The sequence below is a fragment of the Aquimarina rubra genome (genome assembly GCF_042684305.1).
GTDB classification, from domain to species: Bacteria; Bacteroidota; Bacteroidia; order Flavobacteriales; family Flavobacteriaceae; genus Aquimarina; species Aquimarina rubra.
Genome location: NZ_JBHULE010000008.1, coordinates 371,325 through 390,270, shown reverse-complemented (window position 1 = coordinate 390,270; position 18,946 = coordinate 371,325). Strand labels below are relative to the sequence as shown.

Genomic DNA, 18,946 nt, shown 5'->3' with positions numbered 1-18,946 from the left:
TTGTAAGGGCTTTCAAAATTTTTCGACAAATTTTATGATTTTATAAACGTCAAAAAATCAATTATATATTATTTTTGTTGCCTTGTGGAAAAATTGTTATGAAAATGAATCCCCGATCTGTAAAAAAAACACGATTGCAGTTATTGCATCAATATTATAGTTATACCGGTTTTTATAAGTTTTTAGGAACTAGTTTAAAAAAGGCATTACCTCCTATTTTACTTTTTATAGCAGGTTTATTAATTGTAAACTATTTTGTTATTAATATCAATGATGTGTTGATTTATGTAACAGAAAACTATTCAGACTATGTAGTTTTTAGTGTATTTTTTGCTTCAGAATCTTTATTAGGTCTTATTCCTCCGGAAATTTTCATTGCCTGGAGTGACAAAACGACTAGCCCTATATTATATCTTTCCATACTGGCCTTATTATCTTATTTGGGCGGAGTCATCTCTTATTTTATTGGGAAATCAATTACAAAAATCCCTTCAGTTCACAACTATTTAGAGGTAAAAATGGCCAAACATATTAGAAACACTCGTAAATGGGGTGGTTTTTTAATTGTAGTTGGTGCTTTGCTTCCTATACCTTTTTCGATTACCAGTATAGCAGCTGGAATGATCAAATATCCTTTCATTAACTATTTACTTTTTGGACTATTAAGATTTGTTAGATTTTATTTATATGCTGTAGCCATATTTAGTCTGGTATAGACTTGTTTAAGAAAACTCTTCAAGCTTATTTTTATAGTTTATTAATTATTGATTGATTTTTATTCTATGGCAGAGTTAACAAGATATTTTTATAAGCTCCTAGTTACAAATGGTGTTTCCGAAACCATAGCAGAATTTCTAAATGTTGTTATTGGTATTTTCGTATTACTCATAGTACTATATGTTCTGGACAGGTTGATCAAAAAAGTACTCTTAAACCTTTTTAAAAGATACGCTTCTAAATCAACGAATACTTTCGATGACTATTTAGTTAAAAACAAAACTTTTGACTATCTATCTCACATCCTACCGTTATCCATTAGCATATGGATAATACCAAAACTATTCATAGCTTTTCCTATAGCAGAAAGTTATTTAGAAATTCTCTTTGATATCCTTGTTATTGCTTTAACCATTTGGATTGTAAGAAGCATCCTGAGAACTTTCAGAGATTTCCTCAAGTCCTTAGAATCTTTTAAAGATAAACCTATAGATAGTTACGTACAGGTTTTCGTGATATTTATCTGGGTGATCGGTTTTATCTTTATTTTTTCTTCGATTACCGGGAAATCAATCTGGACATTTTTAACGGCTCTTGGAGCGATGTCTGCCGTAATTCTGTTAATATTTAAAGATACTATTCTAGGTTTTGTAGCCAGTATACAAGTCGCTGTTAATGATACAGTGAGAATCGGAGATTGGATCACAATGGATAAATATGGAGCAGATGGAGATGTAATCGAAATCAATCTATCTTCTGTAAAAGTTCAGAATTTTGATAAAACAATCACGACCATCCCTACCTATCATTTAACTTCTCAATCCTTTAGGAATTGGCGTGGTATGATGGACTCGGGAGGAAGAAGAATTAAAAGAGCTATTTTAATAAAAGCTTCGAGTATCAAATTTTTATCCGAAAATGACGTAGATCGTCTCAAAAAGGTGGAACTCATTGAAAAATATCTGGATGAAGCTCAACAAAAGGTAAATTCTTATAATACAGAACATAAGATCAATAAAGAAGTTTTAATGAACGGTCGAAACCTATCTAATATGGGGGTATTTAGAAAATATGTAGAATCCTATCTGGAGAACCACCCTTACATCAATAATGAAATGACAATTATGAGTCGCCAATTAGCGCCTACGGCTGAAGGAACTCCTTTAGAAATTTATGCCTTTAGTAATGATAAAGTATGGAAAAACTATGAAAAGATAGTGGCTGATATTTTTGATCATTTATTATCTGCTATCCCCTATTTTGATCTCGAGGTATTTGAATTAGAGTATGGTAGTAAAAAATAGGTATTTATTAACGTTTGGATATATTCTGAGCCTTAAATTTGCATCGATTTTAAATAAAAATAAAAATATGATCACCAGTTTTAGATTAATTAGCTATCTCGAGGGAATTTCATACCTGGCCATACTGTTTGTTACAATGCCATTAAAGTATTTATTTGCATCACCCGAGCCTAATAAAGTAATTGGCATGGCACATGGTTTTTTATTTCTTGCTTATATCGTATTTGCGTTTTTAATAAAACCGGAAAAACAATGGAATAACAAGACACTTGGAATTGTTTTACTATGTTCTATTATTCCTTTTGGAACTTTCTGGATGGATGGAAGGTATTTGAAGAGCTAGGATCTCTGGATCATTAGATCATTAGATTATTGGATCATTAGATTGTTAGGTTGTTAGAAGGTTGGATCTTGGATTTGGTATAGGATATATCAACTCCATACAAAAAACTCCCTTTACTCAATAACTCACAAACTCATAGATTACTCCGGATATTCAATCCTTAAATGGTATATATTAGTAAGCTTTCGTTTAAAAATCTTTTTTACTTGCTGAATTTCTTTAAACGTAATATTTGCATTAAGAAATTGACCATCTTCCATTTGCTTATTCACAATTTTCTCTACAAATGAATCAATTAAACTACTTGTTGGGTTTTTCAAACTCTTAGAAGCAGCTTCTACACTGTCACTCATCATTAAAATTGCAGTTTCTTTAGAAAAAGGTTTTGGACCCGGATACTGAAAATCTTCTATATTCACATTTTCATTGATTTCTTTAGCTTTCATATAGAAGTAATACACCGTACTGGTTCCGTGATGTGTTCGTATGAAATCTATAACTCTATCAGGTAGTTTATTTTTTTTAGCTATTTCAATACCTCTGATTACGTGATTAATAATAATTCTAGCACTTTCTTTAGGAGATAATACGTCGTGTGCGTTTCCTGAAGCTGTTTGGTTTTCAGTAAAATATGTAGGATTTGCCATTTTACCAATATCGTGATACAAGGCTCCTACTCGAACAAGCATTACATTTGCTCCAATTTCACTAGCTGCCGCTTCAGCAATGTTGGCAACATTCAGAGAATGGTGAAAAGTACCTGGTGCTTTATCCGATAACTCTTTTAATAAAGAGGAATTGGTATCACTAAGCTCCAGAAGAGATACATCAGAGATTAACCCAAACATTTTTTCATAAGCATAAATTAATGGATGCACAATTAAGGTAGCAAAACCACTGATAACAAATAACCCCACCGTTGTCCAATCGATCTCACTAATACTTCCTTCATGTATAATATGAAAAGCGATATAAGCTAAGATATAAATGAGTGTAATCTGACCTACGGTGATAAATAGATTGGCTCGTTTATAAGATTCAGAAATCGTTAATATGGTAACGATACCAGCGATAATTTGCAAAAAGGTATATTCATAACTATTAGGAACAACAAAACCTAAAATCATTACAGTTACTACATGTGTAAACAAACCAAGTCGAGAATCAAAGAAAGCCTTTAAAATCAACGGTAAAATACACAATGGAACAATATAGATATAATCTGATTTGTATTTTACCACTAACGTAGTGATCAACACCATTAATAGGATATTAAAAGCAATAAAAGTAACCTGAGTATTATTATTATAAATTTCCCTTCTGTACTTCCTGATGAAAAGTAATAACATTAATAGCGCCAAAGCAACCAGAATACCATATCCGAAAACAATCCAATAGAAATTCTTATCACTCCAAACCTGGGACTCATATTCAGCTTTCAGAGATGTAAGAATCTGCAACCTATTTCCTTCTACAACCTCTCCTTTTGCAATAATTCTACTTCCTTTAGAAACACTACCTCTAGTGGTAAGTACCTGAGCTAATTCGTTTTCTAGCGTGCTTTCTGTTAATTTTTGATTTAGAGATACATTGGGTTTCACCAAATCATAAAACATAGCAACAAAACCACTCTTAAATTTAACGTACTCACTTTTGTCAATTCTAGAATTAATAAGCGCTGTAACCGCATTAGGAGTTAATATTTGTCCAAAGGTGATAGCTTCAGCCTTATTCCCTTTATTAAGAAATATTTGTCGTTTGTTTTCATAGCTGTAAGACTCCTGTAAAACGCCATACCTATAAATATCGTTAAGAAGTATTCTGCCAAAAAGCTTAGCCTGTTTTCCGGAACTACTCTGATCCAGCGTTTCTAAATTACTCTTAAATGCAGCATTATAAGTGTCTTTTGCTATATTTGCAATGATAGTATCATACTCAAAATACGGTATGTTATTATCTTCGATACGTTTCTTCTCTGCATCAATATCCTCTTGTGTCTTTGCAATGGCAAAATCAAAAGGAGCGTATAAATTTTCATACTGCCAAGGCTTCCCTTTTGTAAACTCATACTTAAAAACTCCTCCTTTTGGGAAAAGATATACTATGAGAATCAACGTACTAACAAAAAGAAAACCTTTATATAAAAAGGATTGATTTTTATAGAAATTATTTAAAATATTTTTCACCAGGATATTCGTATATATTACTCAAAAGTACTAAAAAATAAGTCAGTACAAAGATGCAGAAAAAATAGTGTCTTCATATAATTCGGGATAAGTGAATCCTGTGAATAACATAGCTATGTATATCCTTCAAAAATCCTTAAATTCGCAAAATAACAAACACACATATATTAAATTCGAATATAATGAGCAAAGACGTTGTAATAGTATCAGCAGCACGTACTCCAATAGGTAGTTTTTTAGGAAGTTTATCTACAGTTCCCGCTACACAATTAGGATCCATAGCAATAAAAGGTGCATTAGATAAAATCAATCTAGATCCTTCATTGGTTGAAGAGGTATTTATGGGTAATGTAGTACAGGCCGGAAATGGACAAGCACCGGCTAGACAGGCAGCTTTAGGTGCCGGCTTAAGCGACACCGTGCCTTGTACAACTGTAAACAAAGTATGTGCAAGTGGTATGAAAGCAGTAATGCATGCTGCCCAGGCTATCGCATTAGGAGATGCCGATATTGTAGTAGCTGGTGGAATGGAAAACATGAGTCTAATTCCTCATTATGTTCGATTAAGAACAGGTCATAAGTTTGGTTCTCAAACATTGGAAGATGGAATGCAACGTGATGGCTTAGTAGATGTATACGATCAAAATGCTATGGGAGTTTGTGCAGATTTATGCGCCACAGAACATAATTTTAGTAGAGAAGATCAAGATGCTTTTGCCATTCAATCTTATGAACGTTCTGCAAAGGCTTGGTCAGAAGGTAAGTTTGCAAATGAAGTTGTTCCTGTTCCTGTTCCTCAACGACGTGGAGAACCTGTAATGATTACGGAAGATGAAGAGTATAAAAACGTAAAAATGGAGAAAATTCCTGCCTTGCGCCCTGCTTTTACCAAAGAAGGAACCGTTACAGCAGCTAATGCTTCTACTATTAATGACGGTGCTGGAGCCGTGGTTGTAATGAGTGCAGAAAAAGCCGCTGAACTTGGATTAAAACCTTTGGTAAAAATTAAAAGTTATGCAGATGCAGCTCACGAGCCTAAGTGGTTTACTACTGCACCGGCAAAAGCCCTACCAAAAGCAATTGCAAAAGCAGGAATCACATTAGATGATGTGGACTTCTTTGAATTTAATGAAGCTTTCTCTGTGGTGGGATTGGCTAATATGAAAATACTTGGATTAAACGATTCTAATACCAATGTAAATGGTGGAGCTGTATCTTTAGGACATCCGTTAGGATGTTCTGGTGTTCGTATTCTAATTACTTTGATGAATGTTTTAGAGCAGAATAATGCAAAAACCGGAGCGGCCGCTATTTGTAATGGTGGTGGTGGTGCTTCTGCAATGGTAATTGAAAGGGTGTAATGGACCCAAATATCATTGAAATTCTATTAAATGTTTAATATCTAGTACCTATAAAGATTCATGCTATACGGTATTTGCAATCTTAGTATTGTCCCCTTACGTTTTGAACCCAGTGATCCCAGTGAAATGGTATCGCAGGTTTTATACGGCGAACATTTTAAAGTTTTAGAAAAACGAAAAAAATGGAGTCGAATCCGCTTGGCCTTTGACTCATACGAAGGTTGGATAGATAACAAACAGTATATAGAAATTACTGAAGAAGCGTATAAAGATTTCGATTCAAAACCATTAGATCTTTCATCAGATTTAATTGATTTTGTGAGCTGTAAAGATGATCAGCTAATGCCAATTGCATTAGGATCTTCATTAGGAGCGTTGGATTTTTTTGAACACAATTATGAAGGTAATAGGATTACCAACATACGACCAAAGGAAAAGTTAGTGGAAACTTCATATCTCTTTTTAAACGCTCCATATTTATGGGGCGGTAAAACGAACTTTGGAATTGATTGTAGTGGTTTTACTCAAATGGTTTATAAACTAAACGGTTATAGACTATTACGAGATGCTTCATTGCAAGCTACACAAGGTGAACCATTAAGTTTTATAGAAGAAAGTGAACCCGGAGATCTTGCGTTTTTTGATAATGATGAAGGTGTAATTACTCATGTTGGTATCATTATGAAAGATAACTATATCATCCACGCGCACGGTAAAGTGCGTGTGGATCGTATAGATCATACGGGCATTTTTAATGGAGAGAAACGTTTATACACCCATAAACTAAGAGTTATCAAGCGAATTATATAATAGAAATAAAAAAATATGAAATCTCAGGAATTAAAAATAGTAAGAGTTCTTCCTGAGGATAACCATAAACTTCTGGAAATTGGTCGTCAAACATTCTATGACGCTTTTGGCCCTCCATTAAATACTGAAGAGAATATTCATTATTATCTAAGCAAGAAATTTACTTTAGAAGAAATTACGAACGAGATTCTAAATCCAGAATCACAGTTTTACTTTGTTCTGCATAAAGATGAACTTGCCGGCTATCTGAAATTAAATTCAGGAAAAGCACAAACTGAAGCTGTAAACGGAAACTCAATAGAAATTGAACGGATTTATGTTATAAAATCTAACCAAGGTAAAGGTATTGGCAAGTATATGTTGGACAAGATAGTAGCGATAGCCACAGAAAATGCAGTAGATTTTATTTGGTTAGGAGTTTGGGATAAAAACACGAGAGCAATACAATTCTATGAACAAAATGGTTTCAAGATATTCAATAGACATCAATTTATGCTAGGTACTGATAAGCAAATCGATCTTATGATGAAACGGATGCTATCCTAGATTTTTAAATTTTAGTATTTTTATAACATTAGGGTTTCGAAATTATAATTAATTTTGAAACGATCATTTCAATTAATCATGCCTAAAGTAGAAACATTTAATAGAAAACAAGTATTGCAAAACGCAACAGAAGTATTCCATAAAAAAGGATACAATGGTACTTCTATGCAAGACTTAGTTGATGCTACCAATCTTAATCGTTCAAGTATCTATAACTCGTTTGGTAGTAAGTTGGGCATGTTTATGGAAGTACTTTCTCATTACCAATCTGTTGCGAAAAACAATATAGGAAAAGAAACAATACAAGCACAAAATGCTTCGGATACGATTCGATCAATTTTCGAAATGTATCTGAAGGATATTATAACGGATGCGGACAGAAAAGGATGTTTGATTGTGAATTGTAAATCCGAAATGGCAAATCAGGAGCCGTTAATTAAATCTTTTATGGAACAGAATCAAGAGCAGATGTTAGCTGTCTTCGAAGATTTGGTTCATAATGGTCAAATGGAAAAGATTTTTAATGAAAATCAAACGGCTAGTCAATATGCCCTTTATTTATATTCTGCGATACAAGGATTCCGCATGACAGGAATACTTAATAATAATGAGGAAGAACTTAGAAATTTAATAAATACAGTACTAAAAGTACTACACTAATATTTTTTTTAACCAAATTTGAAACGATTGTTTCAAATAAAAACATACAAACATGAGTAAATTAAAAAACAAAGTAGCGATTATCACTGGAGCGAACAGCGGTATCGGATTAGCAACAGCCAAATTATATCTAAAAGAAGGGGCTAAAGTTGTAGTATCCGGAAGACGACAAGAAGCATTAGACGAAGTTGCTAAGGAACTTGAAGGTGACTTCATAACTGTTAAAGCGGACGTAGGTATTGCTGCGGATAATAAACGTTTGATCCAGGAAGCAACCAATAAATATGGGAAGATTGATATTCTATTTCTGAACGCAGGAATTGCACCTGTTACTCCTGCTACTGATATTACAGAAGAACATTACAATCATATATTTGATATTAATGTTAAAGGACCTATTATCGCCACAAAAGAAGCCTTACCGCATATAAATGATGGCGGAACGATTCTTTTCACAAATTCTATAGTACATCAAAAAGGTTTTGATGGATTAGGAATATACTCTGCTTCTAAAGGTGCTTTAAGAGCATACCAAAGAGTATTGACATCCGAAGTGAAATCCAGAGGAATCCGAGTAAATGCGATTGCACCGGGCCCTATCGAAACTCCTCTTTACGGAAAAATGGGCTTACCGGAAGATGTAGTAGAAGAAATGGGAAAAGGATTCGCGCAACAAGTACCACTTGGTCGTTTTGGAACCTCTGAAGAAGTTGCAAAATCAGCATTATTCCTGGCTTCAGACGACGCTTCATACATTAACGGGGTCGAATTAGAAGTAGATGGTGGATTAAGTCAGATCTAATCAAAACACTTTTGATCCTATAAAACCTTTCAGATTCGTAAAATTTGAAAGGTTTTCTTTTATAAATTCAACCAATACGTAATTTTTAATACTATTGAACGTGTTCTCACATCAAACGCAAAGCGGTTCATTGGATCATCTACATCTCCTGTTAAGTAATTATCTGTATACACAAGAATCAAATCAGATACCGGAGCAAATCTCCATTGAATACGTGCATTAATATTGGTGTTATTATTTTGAGAATTATATTGTACAAAAACTGAAGTAAAGATACTTTTAGAAAAGGTGTAGTCTATTCTGGGACTAATTAGATAAGTTTCTCTCGTTCCATCTAGATGTGGTAAATCAAAAACATTAACTGCATAATTAAGTGAGAAGAACCCTTTAGGCTGAAAACGAAGATTAAAACCACCTCTGGTACCGTATCGCCAACCATTAAAGTATTCTCCTATGTAAGGACTTAGATTCCAACTGAATACTTTTCTTCTGTCACTTCTGTAGTTTCCGGTAAAACTAACCCAAGAAAAATCTTGATCGGCTGCTAATTCTGCAGAATCTGTACCTGTCGGATCAAATGGATCAAATAGGTACACGTAACTATGATTGAGATTAAACCCAAAATTCGATCTTTGTGTCAGCTCTCCTCCCCATCCAACAGAAAAAAAATGATCCGTTTTACCAAACTCAGGACGCCAAAATACATCTGCCTCTGCTCCATAGCTATGATTATTCAAAAAATCATTCTGCGGATAATAGCGTAGTTCGGCAGTAGGGTTGATCCTAAAGTAATTTGTTCTCGGTACAAAACCCACTTCTGCGTTATAATCTTCGTGAACATACTCGTGTTTCCATAAGGCTCCGAACCTTCTTGTATTGTAATTTAAGGTAGTTCCTTGAGCAATAGCAAGATCGGTATCAGGAGAAAAGGTTCCGTGAACAAAACTTTTACCAAACCAGGTATTACTTTTCGTAGAGTAATTATAATCGATACCAGCCATTCTGTTGTATCTATTAATATCAAGCGTATCCAGATTTTCATCAAAATTAACAGCTTGTTTATTTACAGCTATAATTCCAATATTTGATCGCACTCCTATCTTGCGCTGTACGACTGCTACGCCAAAATTAGTTCCGGGGATTCCTTGCTTTTTCCTAGATTCGGTTTGCATATTCAACAACCCAACTCTTGTCTTAGGATCTAGCTTACCACTTATACGTAATCCTCCATAAATTCTATTCTGTGCTAATTCTTCCGTCACTACATCCTCTGCTACTCCAATACGACGAGAAAAGAATGGATTGATATTGGAGAAACCAAATTGCCCAAAAAGATCAGCATTTTCAAGGAAGAACTGTCTTCGCTCCGGAAAAAAAATCTCAAAACGATCAAGATTGGTAATTTGCTCATCCACTTCTACTTGCGAAAAATCAGGATTTACAGTAAGGTCAAGATTTAATCCGGGTGTTAAAGCGATCTTTGCATCACCACCTATTTCAAAAATCTCATCGGTAGGTGTATTGTCTTCATAATCCTTATTAATTCCTGTAGAAACAAATGGAATCAAAGAAACCGCACTGCTTTTGGTCGTAAGATCCTCTTCCCAAATCATTTCTGCTGGATAGGCCAAAGTAAATACCACCTGATTACGTGGTGTTCCCGGATATATACTTATTTCATTGGATTGTGTATCAAATCTATACGAAGTAAATCCCCATTTTTTTGAAGGGATTGGATATCTAAATGTGCTAAAAGGAATTTCTAATTCTGCTGTATAATATCCATCGTACTTCTTTGCATTGCCTCTCCATTTATTATCCCAGGAAGTAGAAAAATCCTGAAACACATTTCCTCCGTTACTTATGGTTCCTTCTCGTAAAACACCTTCAGGATTAATCCCAAAATAAAAAGCATTTGTTTGATCATCAAAAGTATCGAATAACAATGTAATGTTATCATTTCCTCCTGCACGATAATCTCTACGTAAAGATTCTACAAGCCAATTATTTCCAGTTGCATAACACTTGATCCCAATATACAGATTCTTCTTATCCGTACACATATAAATCTCTGTCTGAGCCGTTGCCGGTAATGAATCATTAGGAAAATACTGTGCAAAATCTTTTGCCGGTGTCAACTTAGACCAAATAGCTTCATCTAATTGTCCATCTATTTTTATAGCTTCAGTAGTAGTGCCAACTACGAAAGATTTTTTTTCTGTAGTAATCGATTGGCCAAAATTCTGATATCCTAAACTGATGAAGCATACAATAATCCAAAACCTCATATAGAAACTTTCGTATTAATTCTTAATAATTACTGGTTTTAACATTTAATTCTCAAAAATAGAATACGAAAATTTACTTTGTGTTAAAATTATTACAAACAAAACCGATCATAGGTGCAGAAATAGCTAAAACCTGATGAATCATTACAATTCCAAAATTTGTCTGATCATCTGATTGGTAAAACCCCACTCATTATCATACCAAATCATGATTTTGACCAAATCTCCATCCACAACCCTCGTCATAGAGGCATCCACTGTGGAGGCAAAAGGATTCATTTGGATATCTGATGAAACTATGGGTTCATAGGTAACATCCAACACCTTCAAATATCGATCTGTTTTAGCTTCTTTAAGAAGTATTTCGTTAATTTCTTCCGCCGTAGTATCTCTTTCTGCGATAAAAGTAACATCACTTACAGAACCTACAGGAACAGGTGTTCGAACCGCAATCCCGTCAAACTTACCTTCAAACTGAGGTAATACTTTAGTAGTAGCAATAGCAGCACCAGTAGATGTTGGTGTTAGGTTAATTGCTCCCGCTCTACCCATTCTTGGATTCTTTTTGGATGGAGCATCTACCAAAGTTTGAGATGCAGTATATGCGTGAATTGTATTAAGTATTGCCTTTTTGATTCCTATGGTTCTTCCCAGAATTTCTACCACAGGACTAATATTATTGGTTGTACAACTGGCACAGGAGAATATAGCGGTTTTTCCATCCTCCGTATTTACTCCGTGAACAACCGTTGGTGCGTCTTTACTTTTTGTAGGACCCGAAATAACAACGTTAGTTGCACCAGCTTTGATATGTTTCTCTGCATCTTCTCTATTAGTAAAAAATCCAGTACTTTCTATCACAATATCAATGTTATTTTCTTTCCACGGAAGTTGCTCAGGATCTCTCTGATTAAAGTATAATATTTTTTCACCATCCACGTGCAGATGATCTTCATGAATACGCACTTCTTTATCGTAAATACCGTACACACTATCGTATTTTAATAAGTACTGTGCATTTTCTAAAGACATCAGGTCATTAACTGCTACTACTTGCAATCCTGGTTCTTCCATAATCACTTTTAGAGCTGCACGACCGATTCGTCCGAATCCATTAATTGCTATTCTTTTCATGTTGTATCTTTTGTTAGTTTATAAATGTGGTAAACTCATTGCTTTTGTCGGATAATGCGATTAAAAATTACATCAGGTATCAATCAATGAAACTCCATTTAGATCTGTAGTTAATACATCACTCATATAATCAAAATATGGACGCAATAATTCGTAATGATATATTAGTTTATCTAAAAAATCAGAAGCAAATACTTCTTTATCCGTAAACTGATGACTTACAAAAAATGACTTATTTTTAATCAAGTCAATTGCCGGATGATCTTTACTAAAGCCTTTGGGTGCAGTTTTTACCTGATATTCTGAATTAAAATCACCAAATGCCTTTTTAAAATCCGGATTTGCAAGTATATCTCGGATTTCCTGATCATCCATCTCAAACTCCTTTCGAATACGCAACAGATCTTTAGGCTCCGGACCAAAAAAACCTCCGGCCATTAAAGAATTGCCCGGTTCTAATCGTAAATAGTACCCGCCACGACGATGAGCTCCTGCCCTACTAAAACTAACACTTCTATGAACATTATAAGGAGTTTTATCCTTACTAAAACGAACATCTCTATTAATACGAAAAACCTTTGTTTTTTCAATCTCATCGTGTTCATTAAGTCTTTCCACAACAGCAGCATAAAATACTTTCAATTCTTTTTCATTGGACTGATAACGTTTCTTATGCTCTTGCATCCAATCTCTATGATTGTTCTTTTTTAAATCTTTTAAAAACTCAAAGGATGATTTTGGTATCGTAGTCATACAATTTACTTTAATGCTAAAATTACTAAAATCTAATGGTTGATTAGAAGTTTAACTAAACTTTAAATCATAAAAAAACCTTCTTAGATTCAATAAAAGAAGGTTTGTCAATTTAATCCTAAGATTTACTTGAAATACTATAAATGCTACTAAAACTGTTCTAATAAGTAGTTTATGAGATCTGTGGTGGTTACGATTCCTACTAGTTTTCCGCTATCTATAACAGGTAATGCATGGAATTCTTTTTTAGCTAATATTTCTGCTACTTCTTTTATGGTAGTACTAGAACTAACACTAACTAAATTTTTAGCCATTACTTGTTCTATCGTAAACATTTCGTAAACAACGGTGTCTACATCACCATCTGTATCATTCACAGCATCTGCAAAGCTTATGCGAAGCAAATCTGTATAACTTAACATTCCAATGATCTTATCGCCTTTAACAACAGGTATGTGTCTTATTTTATGTTCTTTAAATAACAATTCTGCTGTTTCTAAACCATTAGTACTATTTAAAGTTATAACATCAGAAGTCATTATTCTGGAAACAGGAGTTCTTTTTTTCATGTTGAATTAATTTAAAATGATGTTCAAATGTAGTACCATATTCCAGAAAAAATTATGATAAATATCAGTGGTTTTGACAATAAAAAATGAACACATATCAATAAGTTCTCTAACTAGTTGACCTAACTTTTCATTTTCTACAGCTCTAAAGCAAGAATATATTTTACCATTATTTTCTTCCTCCTTTTTAACCGAATTTTATGTATTACTGTCAATTCTAGTAGTTCTTTGTTATTATTTTTATAAAAATGTAAGGAATTAAACCATTTTAGGACGTATATATTCTTTATTCTATATATTTACTAGACTTTTCAAAAGAGGTACGATGACTAAAGAGAAAGATCTAATTATAGCTAAGATTAAGGAACAGAAGAAAAATCCTAATCTTAGACTAATACTAAAGGAACGAACCGAGTATTTTACCAATCTTCTTTTTTACACATTATTCGATTCGGATACAGAGGTAGAAAAAAATATTGAAATCCTCGAACAAACTTTTGAAGAACTTGTTGATCTTGCCTGTTGGGAAACCGAAAAACCTTGTAGTAAAATTTGGCAATCTTACTTAGAAAAACTACCTGAGATATTACAGAAATTGAATAAAGATGCAGATTCATTTATAAAAAGTGATCCTGCAGCTAATTCTATTGAAGAAGTGTATTTGGCATATCCCGGTTTCTATGCAATAGCTATTTATCGATTAAGTCATGAATTATTGAAGTTTGGTTTGCCTCTAATTCCAAGATTAATGACAGAATACTCACACCGATTAACGGGAACCGATATTAATCCGGGAGCGGAGATTGGCGAATCTTTCTTTATTGATCACGCTACCGGAATTGTAATTGGAGAAACTGCTATTATCAAAAACAACGTAAAGATTTATCAAGGGGTTACCTTGGGTGGTTTATATGTAGACAGAAAACTTCGAAATGTGAAGAGACATCCTACGGTAGAAGATAATGTAACTATTTACGCAAATGCAACCATTCTTGGCGGTACTACAGTCATTGGAGCTAATAGCACCATCGGCGGTAATGCGTGGATTACATCCTCTGTCCCGGAAAACTCTATCATATCAAATACTTCAGAAATAAAGATCAAAAAAGTTATTTAATGTCCCACAACATTTTAGACCTTATCGGAAATACGCCTTTGGTGAAGGCTACTTCTTTAATTAAAAATCCCAATATTACATTATTCCTAAAATTAGAAGGACACAATCCCGGAGGTAGTGTAAAAGATCGAGCAGCATATAATATGATTAAATCCGCCTTAGATAGAGGTGATATTGATCAAAACACAAAACTTATTGAAGCAACTAGTGGTAACACTGGTATTGCGTTAGCTATGATTGCAGGTATTTTTAAACTAGATATAGAATTGGTAATGCCTGAAAACTCTACTAAAGAACGTGTGCAAACGATGCGTGCATATGGTGCAAAAGTTACCTTAACCTCTGAAGACGTAGGAATCGAAGGTGCACGTGATTATGCTGAAGCAAAAGTAAATAATGAAGGGTACGTTATGCTAAATCAGTTTACCAATGATGATAACTGGAAAGCTCATTACAAAACAACCGGACCAGAAATTTGGAAAGATACCGAAGGTAAAATTACTCATTTTGTCTCTTCTATGGGAACCACAGGAACCATTATGGGAACTTCAACCTATCTAAAAGAAAAATCACAAGACATCCAAATTGTAGGCGTACAACCTACCGATGAATCCAGAATTCCGGGAATTAGAAAATGGCCAAAAGAATACCTCCCAAAAATATTTAATCCCGACAAAGTAGATCAGGTAATAGAAGTTAGTCAGGATGAAGCTACCGAAATGGCAAAAAGATTAGCAAAAGAAGAAGGAGTTTTTTCTGGAATGAGCAGTGGTGGCTCTGTTACTGCGGCCCTAAAATTGGCTGAAACATTGGATAGCGGTGTGCTGGTTGCCATTATTTGTGATCGCGGAGATCGATATCTAAGTTCAGATCTATTTTTATAAATAAGAATACATTTTAAAACCTTTAGTTAACCAACCATAACCTTTTATAAACCATAAGTAAAAACGTATGAAACGTATTTTCATGTATCTATTTATCTCATCTGCTATAATTTCATGTTCAGAAAAGAAAATAGCTTATGCTAGTTTTGAAGAATATCCTACTCCAATAGAAGCTGATCTTTGGCTTGATTATTCCAAAGAGGCTACTACCTTCAAAATATGGTCGCCTGTAGCAGAAAAAATACAATTACATCTATATAAAAAAGGTAGTGAAGGGACTCCTATCGAAACCTTCTTATTGGATAAAAGTGAAAAGGGAATCTGGAATCTCCAAATCAATCGAGATCTTCACGGCACTTACTATACATATCAGACTATGATTGATGGTGAATGGTTAGAAGAAACTCCTGGTATCTATGCTAAAGCTACTGGGGTGAATGGTAAAAGGGCTATGGTTCTGGATTTTGAAACTACTAATCCGGAAGGATGGGACCAAGATCGTGGGATTGAATTAAAATACCCTAATGAAGCCATAATATATGAGCTGCATATTAGAGACATGACAATTCACCCTCATTCAGGATCAAGCATGCCTGGTAAATATTTGGGATTGGTAGAAAAAGGAACGAAAGGACCTGATAGTGTAGCAACAGGATTTGATCATTTAAAAGATTTAGGAATCACCCACGTACATCTGCTTCCAACCTATGACCACTACTCTATCGATGAAACAAAATTAGACACACCTCAATTTAATTGGGGATATGATCCACAAAATTATAATGTGCCAGAAGGATCTTTTTCATCCGACCCATACAATGCCGAGGTGAGAATTAAAGAGTTCAAACAAATGGTTAAAGCGTTTCACGATAACGGAATTGGTGTCATTTTAGACGTTGTATATAATCATACCGGAAGAACTGAGAATTCTAACTTTAATTTAGAAGTTCCGGGATATTATTATCGTCAATGGGAAGATGGTAAACCATCTGATGCATCCGCCTGCGGTAATGAAACGGCTTCTGATCGAGCAATGGTTCAAAAATATATTATAGAATCTGTAGCCTATTGGGCAAAAGAATATCATTTAGATGGCTTCCGTTTTGACCTGATGGGAATTCACGATACCGAAACTATGAATAAGGTAGCCGAAACTGTGAAAAAAATAAATCCAAATATCTTTATATATGGTGAAGGCTGGACTGCAGGAGATTCTCCCCTGCCTGAAGAAAAAAGAGCATTAAAAAAGAATACTTTACAGATGCCACAAGTATCAGCTTTTAGTGATGATCTAAGAGACGGATTAAAAGGTTCTGTTTTTAAAGAAGAAAGTACTGGTTTTGTGAGTGGAGCAAAAAATGAAGAAGAGTCTGTAAAAATGGGGATTGTAGGTTCCATCCAACATCCTCAGATCGATTATGCTAAAGTGAATTATTCAAAAGCACCTTGGGCTAATGAACCCTGGCAATCTGTATCATACGTTTCTTGTCATGATAATCATACGGTATTTGATAAATTAAAAATTTCTAGAAAAGATGCTACCAATGAGCAACTCATTGCCATGCAAAAACTGACAAATGCAATTGTAATGACTTCTCAAGGAATCGCTTTTATGCACGCCGGGGCAGAAATGTTACGTACTAAAAATGGGGAACACAACTCTTATAATTTACCTGATAGTATCAACCAAATTGATTGGAACTGGAAAAATAGTAACACTGATGTGGTTACTTACTATAAAAATTTAATCGCATTAAGAAAGGCACATCCGGCATTCAGGATGACCAAAGCAGAAGATGTCAGAGCTAATTTAGAATTTAAAGATGATAACGGTGGATTGATTAGCTATCAGATCAGTAATCATGCGAATGGAGATTCCTGGAAAAACATTTATGTTATATACAATAGTAATTCAGAGGCAACAACATATCAGCTTATAGGAGATTGGCAAGTAGCTGTTTCAGGAGATGATTTTGATATAGAAGGAAAGAAAAGCGTAAAAAATAAGATTGCTGTTCCACCTATATCGATGATGGTTTTGTTTCAAAATTAGTACGTCATGTAACTAATTTTATATAACAATTATTTGCTAGAGATCTTAAAGGAATAAATGTGCAACTAACATCAGAAATAAAGGAATATATGAACAAGAGTGTACTGTGCTGGCTTGCCACAGTATCAGCTGATGGTATTCCCAATGTTTCGCCAAAGGAAATATTTAATTATTATGAAGAAAATTATATAATTGTTGCCAACATTGCCTCTCCACAAACTGTTAGAAATATTAAGCAAAATATGAATGTTTGTATTAGCTTTATTGATATCCTAGTACAAAAAGGATTTCAGATAAAGGGAAAAGCCGAAATTATCGGTACAACTCATTCAGAATTTTCTTTAATGGAAAAAGTATTGGTTCAAATGACAGGTGGAAAATTTCCATTTGCGTCGATTACAAAAATTAACATTGAACAAGTAAAACCAATCATTGCTCCCAAGTATATACTGTACCCCGAAACCACCGAAAAAGAACAAATAGAAAGTGCCAAAAAAGCCTATGACTTATGAGCATAATTAAAAAACTGATATTGATTTTAGATGACTAATACATTACGTTTATATCTAGAATTTTTATAGTACTTTTAAACGTCAGTCATTATAAATAAACACACCAAACAATTGGACAATCTATCCAAATTTGACCAGTTCTATTTTAAGATTAAGCAAAATAGATGGCATTGGTACTTTTCAATCTTTTGTAGGCTTACATTAGCCCTTGGCTTTTTTATTTCCGGAATGGTAAAAATTATGGATGAACGATTTGCCAGTGGATTATCGACCAATCATCCAATGGGCTCTTATTTAGAAGCACTCCATCATACAGGATATTACTACACATTTATTGGTATTGCCCAAGTTGCTGCAGCAATATTATTATTAATACCCAGAACGGTAACTTTAGGAGCATTACTATATTTCCCGATTATCGTAAATATATGCATACTTTCATTTGCTGTTCGATTTGACGGATCCTTCGTTTCTGCACCATTAATGGTACTTGCCAATGTATACATTCTGGTCTGGAACTACGACAGGCTGAAATATATTTTACCGTTTAAAAAAATATCCGACTACGGAATCATTGAAAAACCAAAAAAATATAGTAATAAGTTTCCTTTTCTATTCTTTACCACAGTGACTGTTGTCTTCGGATTGATATTATTAGTATTTATCTATGGTCATGAAGTAATGCCAAAAAACTCATTATCAGATTGCAAAAAACAATTCATACATACAGAAAGAGAAACCGAAGGATTTCAGTTTTGTCAATGCGTTCATAAAGAAGGGAAAACTCTGGATACATGTTTGGAGGAATTTGAAAATATTAATGATTAAAAATTAAATTATTACTTCCTGTTATATCAGCATCACAAAACCATTTACAATTAAAAAAAGTGTAACATATTTCATTGTT

18 protein-coding genes are annotated in these 18,946 nt (G+C 34.0%); 13 read left to right on the top strand and 5 right to left on the bottom strand.

Features of this window, described 5'->3' with window-relative positions; genetic code table 11:
• Nucleotides 1-98 precede the first annotated feature (98 nt).
• From ACFSR1_RS06000 to ACFSR1_RS05990, 3 genes are all read left to right on the top strand, one after another.
• Entirely contained in the window at nt 99-716 is a 618-nt protein-coding gene (locus ACFSR1_RS06000) for a YqaA family protein (RefSeq protein WP_378290618.1), read from the top strand.
• 66 nt (nt 717-782) lie between these two features.
• Nucleotides 783-2,021, top strand: a complete 1,239-nt coding sequence (locus ACFSR1_RS05995) for a mechanosensitive ion channel family protein (RefSeq protein WP_378290616.1) — start codon at nt 783-785, stop codon at nt 2,019-2,021.
• A gap of 67 nt (nt 2,022-2,088) precedes the next feature.
• Nucleotides 2,089-2,364 (top strand): DUF3817 domain-containing protein, encoded by a 276-nt coding sequence (locus ACFSR1_RS05990; protein ID WP_378290614.1) that lies wholly within the window; start codon nt 2,089-2,091, stop codon nt 2,362-2,364.
• Nucleotides 2,365-2,504: 140 nt separating this feature from the next.
• Here ACFSR1_RS05990 and ACFSR1_RS05985 read toward each other — a convergent pair whose 3' ends face one another.
• Complete coding sequence (locus ACFSR1_RS05985) at nt 2,505-4,550, bottom strand: HD family phosphohydrolase (protein ID WP_378290612.1); 2,046 nt, start codon at nt 4,548-4,550, stop codon at nt 2,505-2,507.
• A 182-nt stretch (nt 4,551-4,732) separates the two neighbouring features.
• Between ACFSR1_RS05985 and ACFSR1_RS05980 the strand changes: the two genes are divergently transcribed.
• The 5 genes from ACFSR1_RS05980 to ACFSR1_RS05960 all read left to right on the top strand — a co-directional run bounded on the left by ACFSR1_RS05980 (nt 4,733) and on the right by ACFSR1_RS05960 (nt 8,729).
• Entirely contained in the window at nt 4,733-5,911 is a 1,179-nt protein-coding gene (locus ACFSR1_RS05980; protein ID WP_378290610.1) for an acetyl-CoA C-acyltransferase, read from the top strand.
• Nucleotides 5,912-5,971: 60 nt separating this feature from the next.
• On the top strand, nt 5,972-6,721 hold the full coding sequence (locus ACFSR1_RS05975; protein WP_378290608.1) for a C40 family peptidase: 750 nt from the start codon (nt 5,972-5,974) through the stop codon (nt 6,719-6,721).
• 15 nt (nt 6,722-6,736) lie between these two features.
• Entirely contained in the window at nt 6,737-7,267 is a 531-nt protein-coding gene (locus ACFSR1_RS05970; protein ID WP_378290606.1) for a GNAT family N-acetyltransferase, read from the top strand.
• A gap of 78 nt (nt 7,268-7,345) precedes the next feature.
• Nucleotides 7,346-7,927, top strand: coding sequence for a TetR/AcrR family transcriptional regulator (locus tag ACFSR1_RS05965; RefSeq protein ID WP_378290604.1), 582 nt, complete (start codon nt 7,346-7,348; stop codon nt 7,925-7,927).
• Nucleotides 7,928-7,979: 52 nt separating this feature from the next.
• Complete coding sequence (locus ACFSR1_RS05960; protein WP_378290602.1) at nt 7,980-8,729, top strand: SDR family NAD(P)-dependent oxidoreductase; 750 nt, start codon at nt 7,980-7,982, stop codon at nt 8,727-8,729.
• Nucleotides 8,730-8,788: 59 nt separating this feature from the next.
• Here the strand turns inward: ACFSR1_RS05960 and ACFSR1_RS05955 are convergent, their stop codons facing one another.
• From ACFSR1_RS05955 to ACFSR1_RS05940, 4 genes are all read right to left on the bottom strand, one after another.
• Nucleotides 8,789-11,017, bottom strand: a complete 2,229-nt coding sequence (locus tag ACFSR1_RS05955) for a DUF5916 domain-containing protein (protein ID WP_378290600.1) — start codon at nt 11,015-11,017, stop codon at nt 8,789-8,791.
• A 144-nt stretch (nt 11,018-11,161) separates the two neighbouring features.
• Nucleotides 11,162-12,151: a type I glyceraldehyde-3-phosphate dehydrogenase gene (gap, locus tag ACFSR1_RS05950; RefSeq protein ID WP_378290599.1), complete on the bottom strand. Its 990-nt coding sequence runs from the start codon at nt 12,149-12,151 to the stop codon at nt 11,162-11,164.
• Nucleotides 12,152-12,223: 72 nt separating this feature from the next.
• Nucleotides 12,224-12,904 carry a DUF2461 domain-containing protein gene (locus tag ACFSR1_RS05945; protein ID WP_378290597.1) on the bottom strand — a complete coding sequence of 227 codons (681 nt, stop codon included), beginning with the start codon at nt 12,902-12,904 and terminating at the stop codon, nt 12,224-12,226.
• Nucleotides 12,905-13,053: 149 nt separating this feature from the next.
• A complete protein-coding gene (locus ACFSR1_RS05940) occupies nt 13,054-13,473 on the bottom strand; it encodes a CBS domain-containing protein (protein WP_378290595.1) in 420 nt (139 codons plus the stop codon).
• Between the two features lie 325 nt (nt 13,474-13,798).
• Between ACFSR1_RS05940 and epsC the strand changes: the two genes are divergently transcribed.
• The 5 genes from epsC (at nt 13,799) to ACFSR1_RS05915 (ending at nt 18,867) form a co-directional block, all read left to right on the top strand.
• A complete protein-coding gene (gene epsC / locus ACFSR1_RS05935) occupies nt 13,799-14,590 on the top strand; it encodes a serine O-acetyltransferase EpsC (RefSeq protein WP_378290593.1) in 792 nt (263 codons plus the stop codon).
• A complete protein-coding gene (gene cysM / locus ACFSR1_RS05930) occupies nt 14,590-15,474 on the top strand; it encodes a cysteine synthase CysM (protein WP_378290591.1) in 885 nt (294 codons plus the stop codon). Before epsC ends, cysM begins: the two co-directional genes overlap by 1 nt.
• 67 nt (nt 15,475-15,541) lie before the next feature.
• Nucleotides 15,542-17,527, top strand: coding sequence for a type I pullulanase (gene pulA, locus ACFSR1_RS05925; RefSeq protein ID WP_378290589.1), 1,986 nt, complete (start codon nt 15,542-15,544; stop codon nt 17,525-17,527).
• A 59-nt stretch (nt 17,528-17,586) separates the two neighbouring features.
• Nucleotides 17,587-18,039 carry a pyridoxamine 5'-phosphate oxidase family protein gene (locus tag ACFSR1_RS05920; RefSeq protein ID WP_378290587.1) on the top strand — a complete coding sequence of 151 codons (453 nt, stop codon included), beginning with the start codon at nt 17,587-17,589 and terminating at the stop codon, nt 18,037-18,039.
• Nucleotides 18,040-18,279: 240 nt separating this feature from the next.
• Complete coding sequence (locus tag ACFSR1_RS05915) at nt 18,280-18,867, top strand: DoxX family protein (protein ID WP_378290586.1); 588 nt, start codon at nt 18,280-18,282, stop codon at nt 18,865-18,867.
• The last annotated feature ends 79 nt before the right edge of the window (nt 18,868-18,946 follow it).

Excerpts from the sequence above, each read along its gene's own strand:
- ACFSR1_RS06000 (WP_378290618.1), top strand. The coding sequence starts at position 99 with ATGAAAATGAATCCCCGATCTGTAAAAAAAACACGATTGCAGTTATTG.
- ACFSR1_RS05995 (WP_378290616.1), top strand. The coding sequence starts at position 783 with ATGGCAGAGTTAACAAGATATTTTTATAAGCTCCTAGTTACAAATGGT.
- ACFSR1_RS05990 (WP_378290614.1), top strand. The coding sequence starts at position 2,089 with ATGATCACCAGTTTTAGATTAATTAGCTATCTCGAGGGAATTTCATAC.
- ACFSR1_RS05980 (WP_378290610.1), top strand. The coding sequence starts at position 4,733 with ATGAGCAAAGACGTTGTAATAGTATCAGCAGCACGTACTCCAATAGGT.
- ACFSR1_RS05975 (WP_378290608.1), top strand. The coding sequence starts at position 5,972 with ATGCTATACGGTATTTGCAATCTTAGTATTGTCCCCTTACGTTTTGAA.
- ACFSR1_RS05970 (WP_378290606.1), top strand. The coding sequence starts at position 6,737 with ATGAAATCTCAGGAATTAAAAATAGTAAGAGTTCTTCCTGAGGATAAC.
- ACFSR1_RS05965 (WP_378290604.1), top strand. The coding sequence starts at position 7,346 with ATGCCTAAAGTAGAAACATTTAATAGAAAACAAGTATTGCAAAACGCA.
- ACFSR1_RS05960 (WP_378290602.1), top strand. The coding sequence starts at position 7,980 with ATGAGTAAATTAAAAAACAAAGTAGCGATTATCACTGGAGCGAACAGC.
- ACFSR1_RS05955 (WP_378290600.1), bottom strand. The coding sequence starts at position 11,017 with ATGAGGTTTTGGATTATTGTATGCTTCATCAGTTTAGGATATCAGAAT.
- gap (WP_378290599.1), bottom strand. The coding sequence starts at position 12,151 with ATGAAAAGAATAGCAATTAATGGATTCGGACGAATCGGTCGTGCAGCT.
- ACFSR1_RS05945 (WP_378290597.1), bottom strand. The coding sequence starts at position 12,904 with ATGACTACGATACCAAAATCATCCTTTGAGTTTTTAAAAGATTTAAAA.
- ACFSR1_RS05940 (WP_378290595.1), bottom strand. The coding sequence starts at position 13,473 with ATGAAAAAAAGAACTCCTGTTTCCAGAATAATGACTTCTGATGTTATA.
- epsC (WP_378290593.1), top strand. The coding sequence starts at position 13,799 with ATGACTAAAGAGAAAGATCTAATTATAGCTAAGATTAAGGAACAGAAG.
- cysM (WP_378290591.1), top strand. The coding sequence starts at position 14,590 with ATGTCCCACAACATTTTAGACCTTATCGGAAATACGCCTTTGGTGAAG.
- pulA (WP_378290589.1), top strand. The coding sequence starts at position 15,542 with ATGAAACGTATTTTCATGTATCTATTTATCTCATCTGCTATAATTTCA.
- ACFSR1_RS05915 (WP_378290586.1), top strand. The coding sequence starts at position 18,280 with ATGGATGAACGATTTGCCAGTGGATTATCGACCAATCATCCAATGGGC.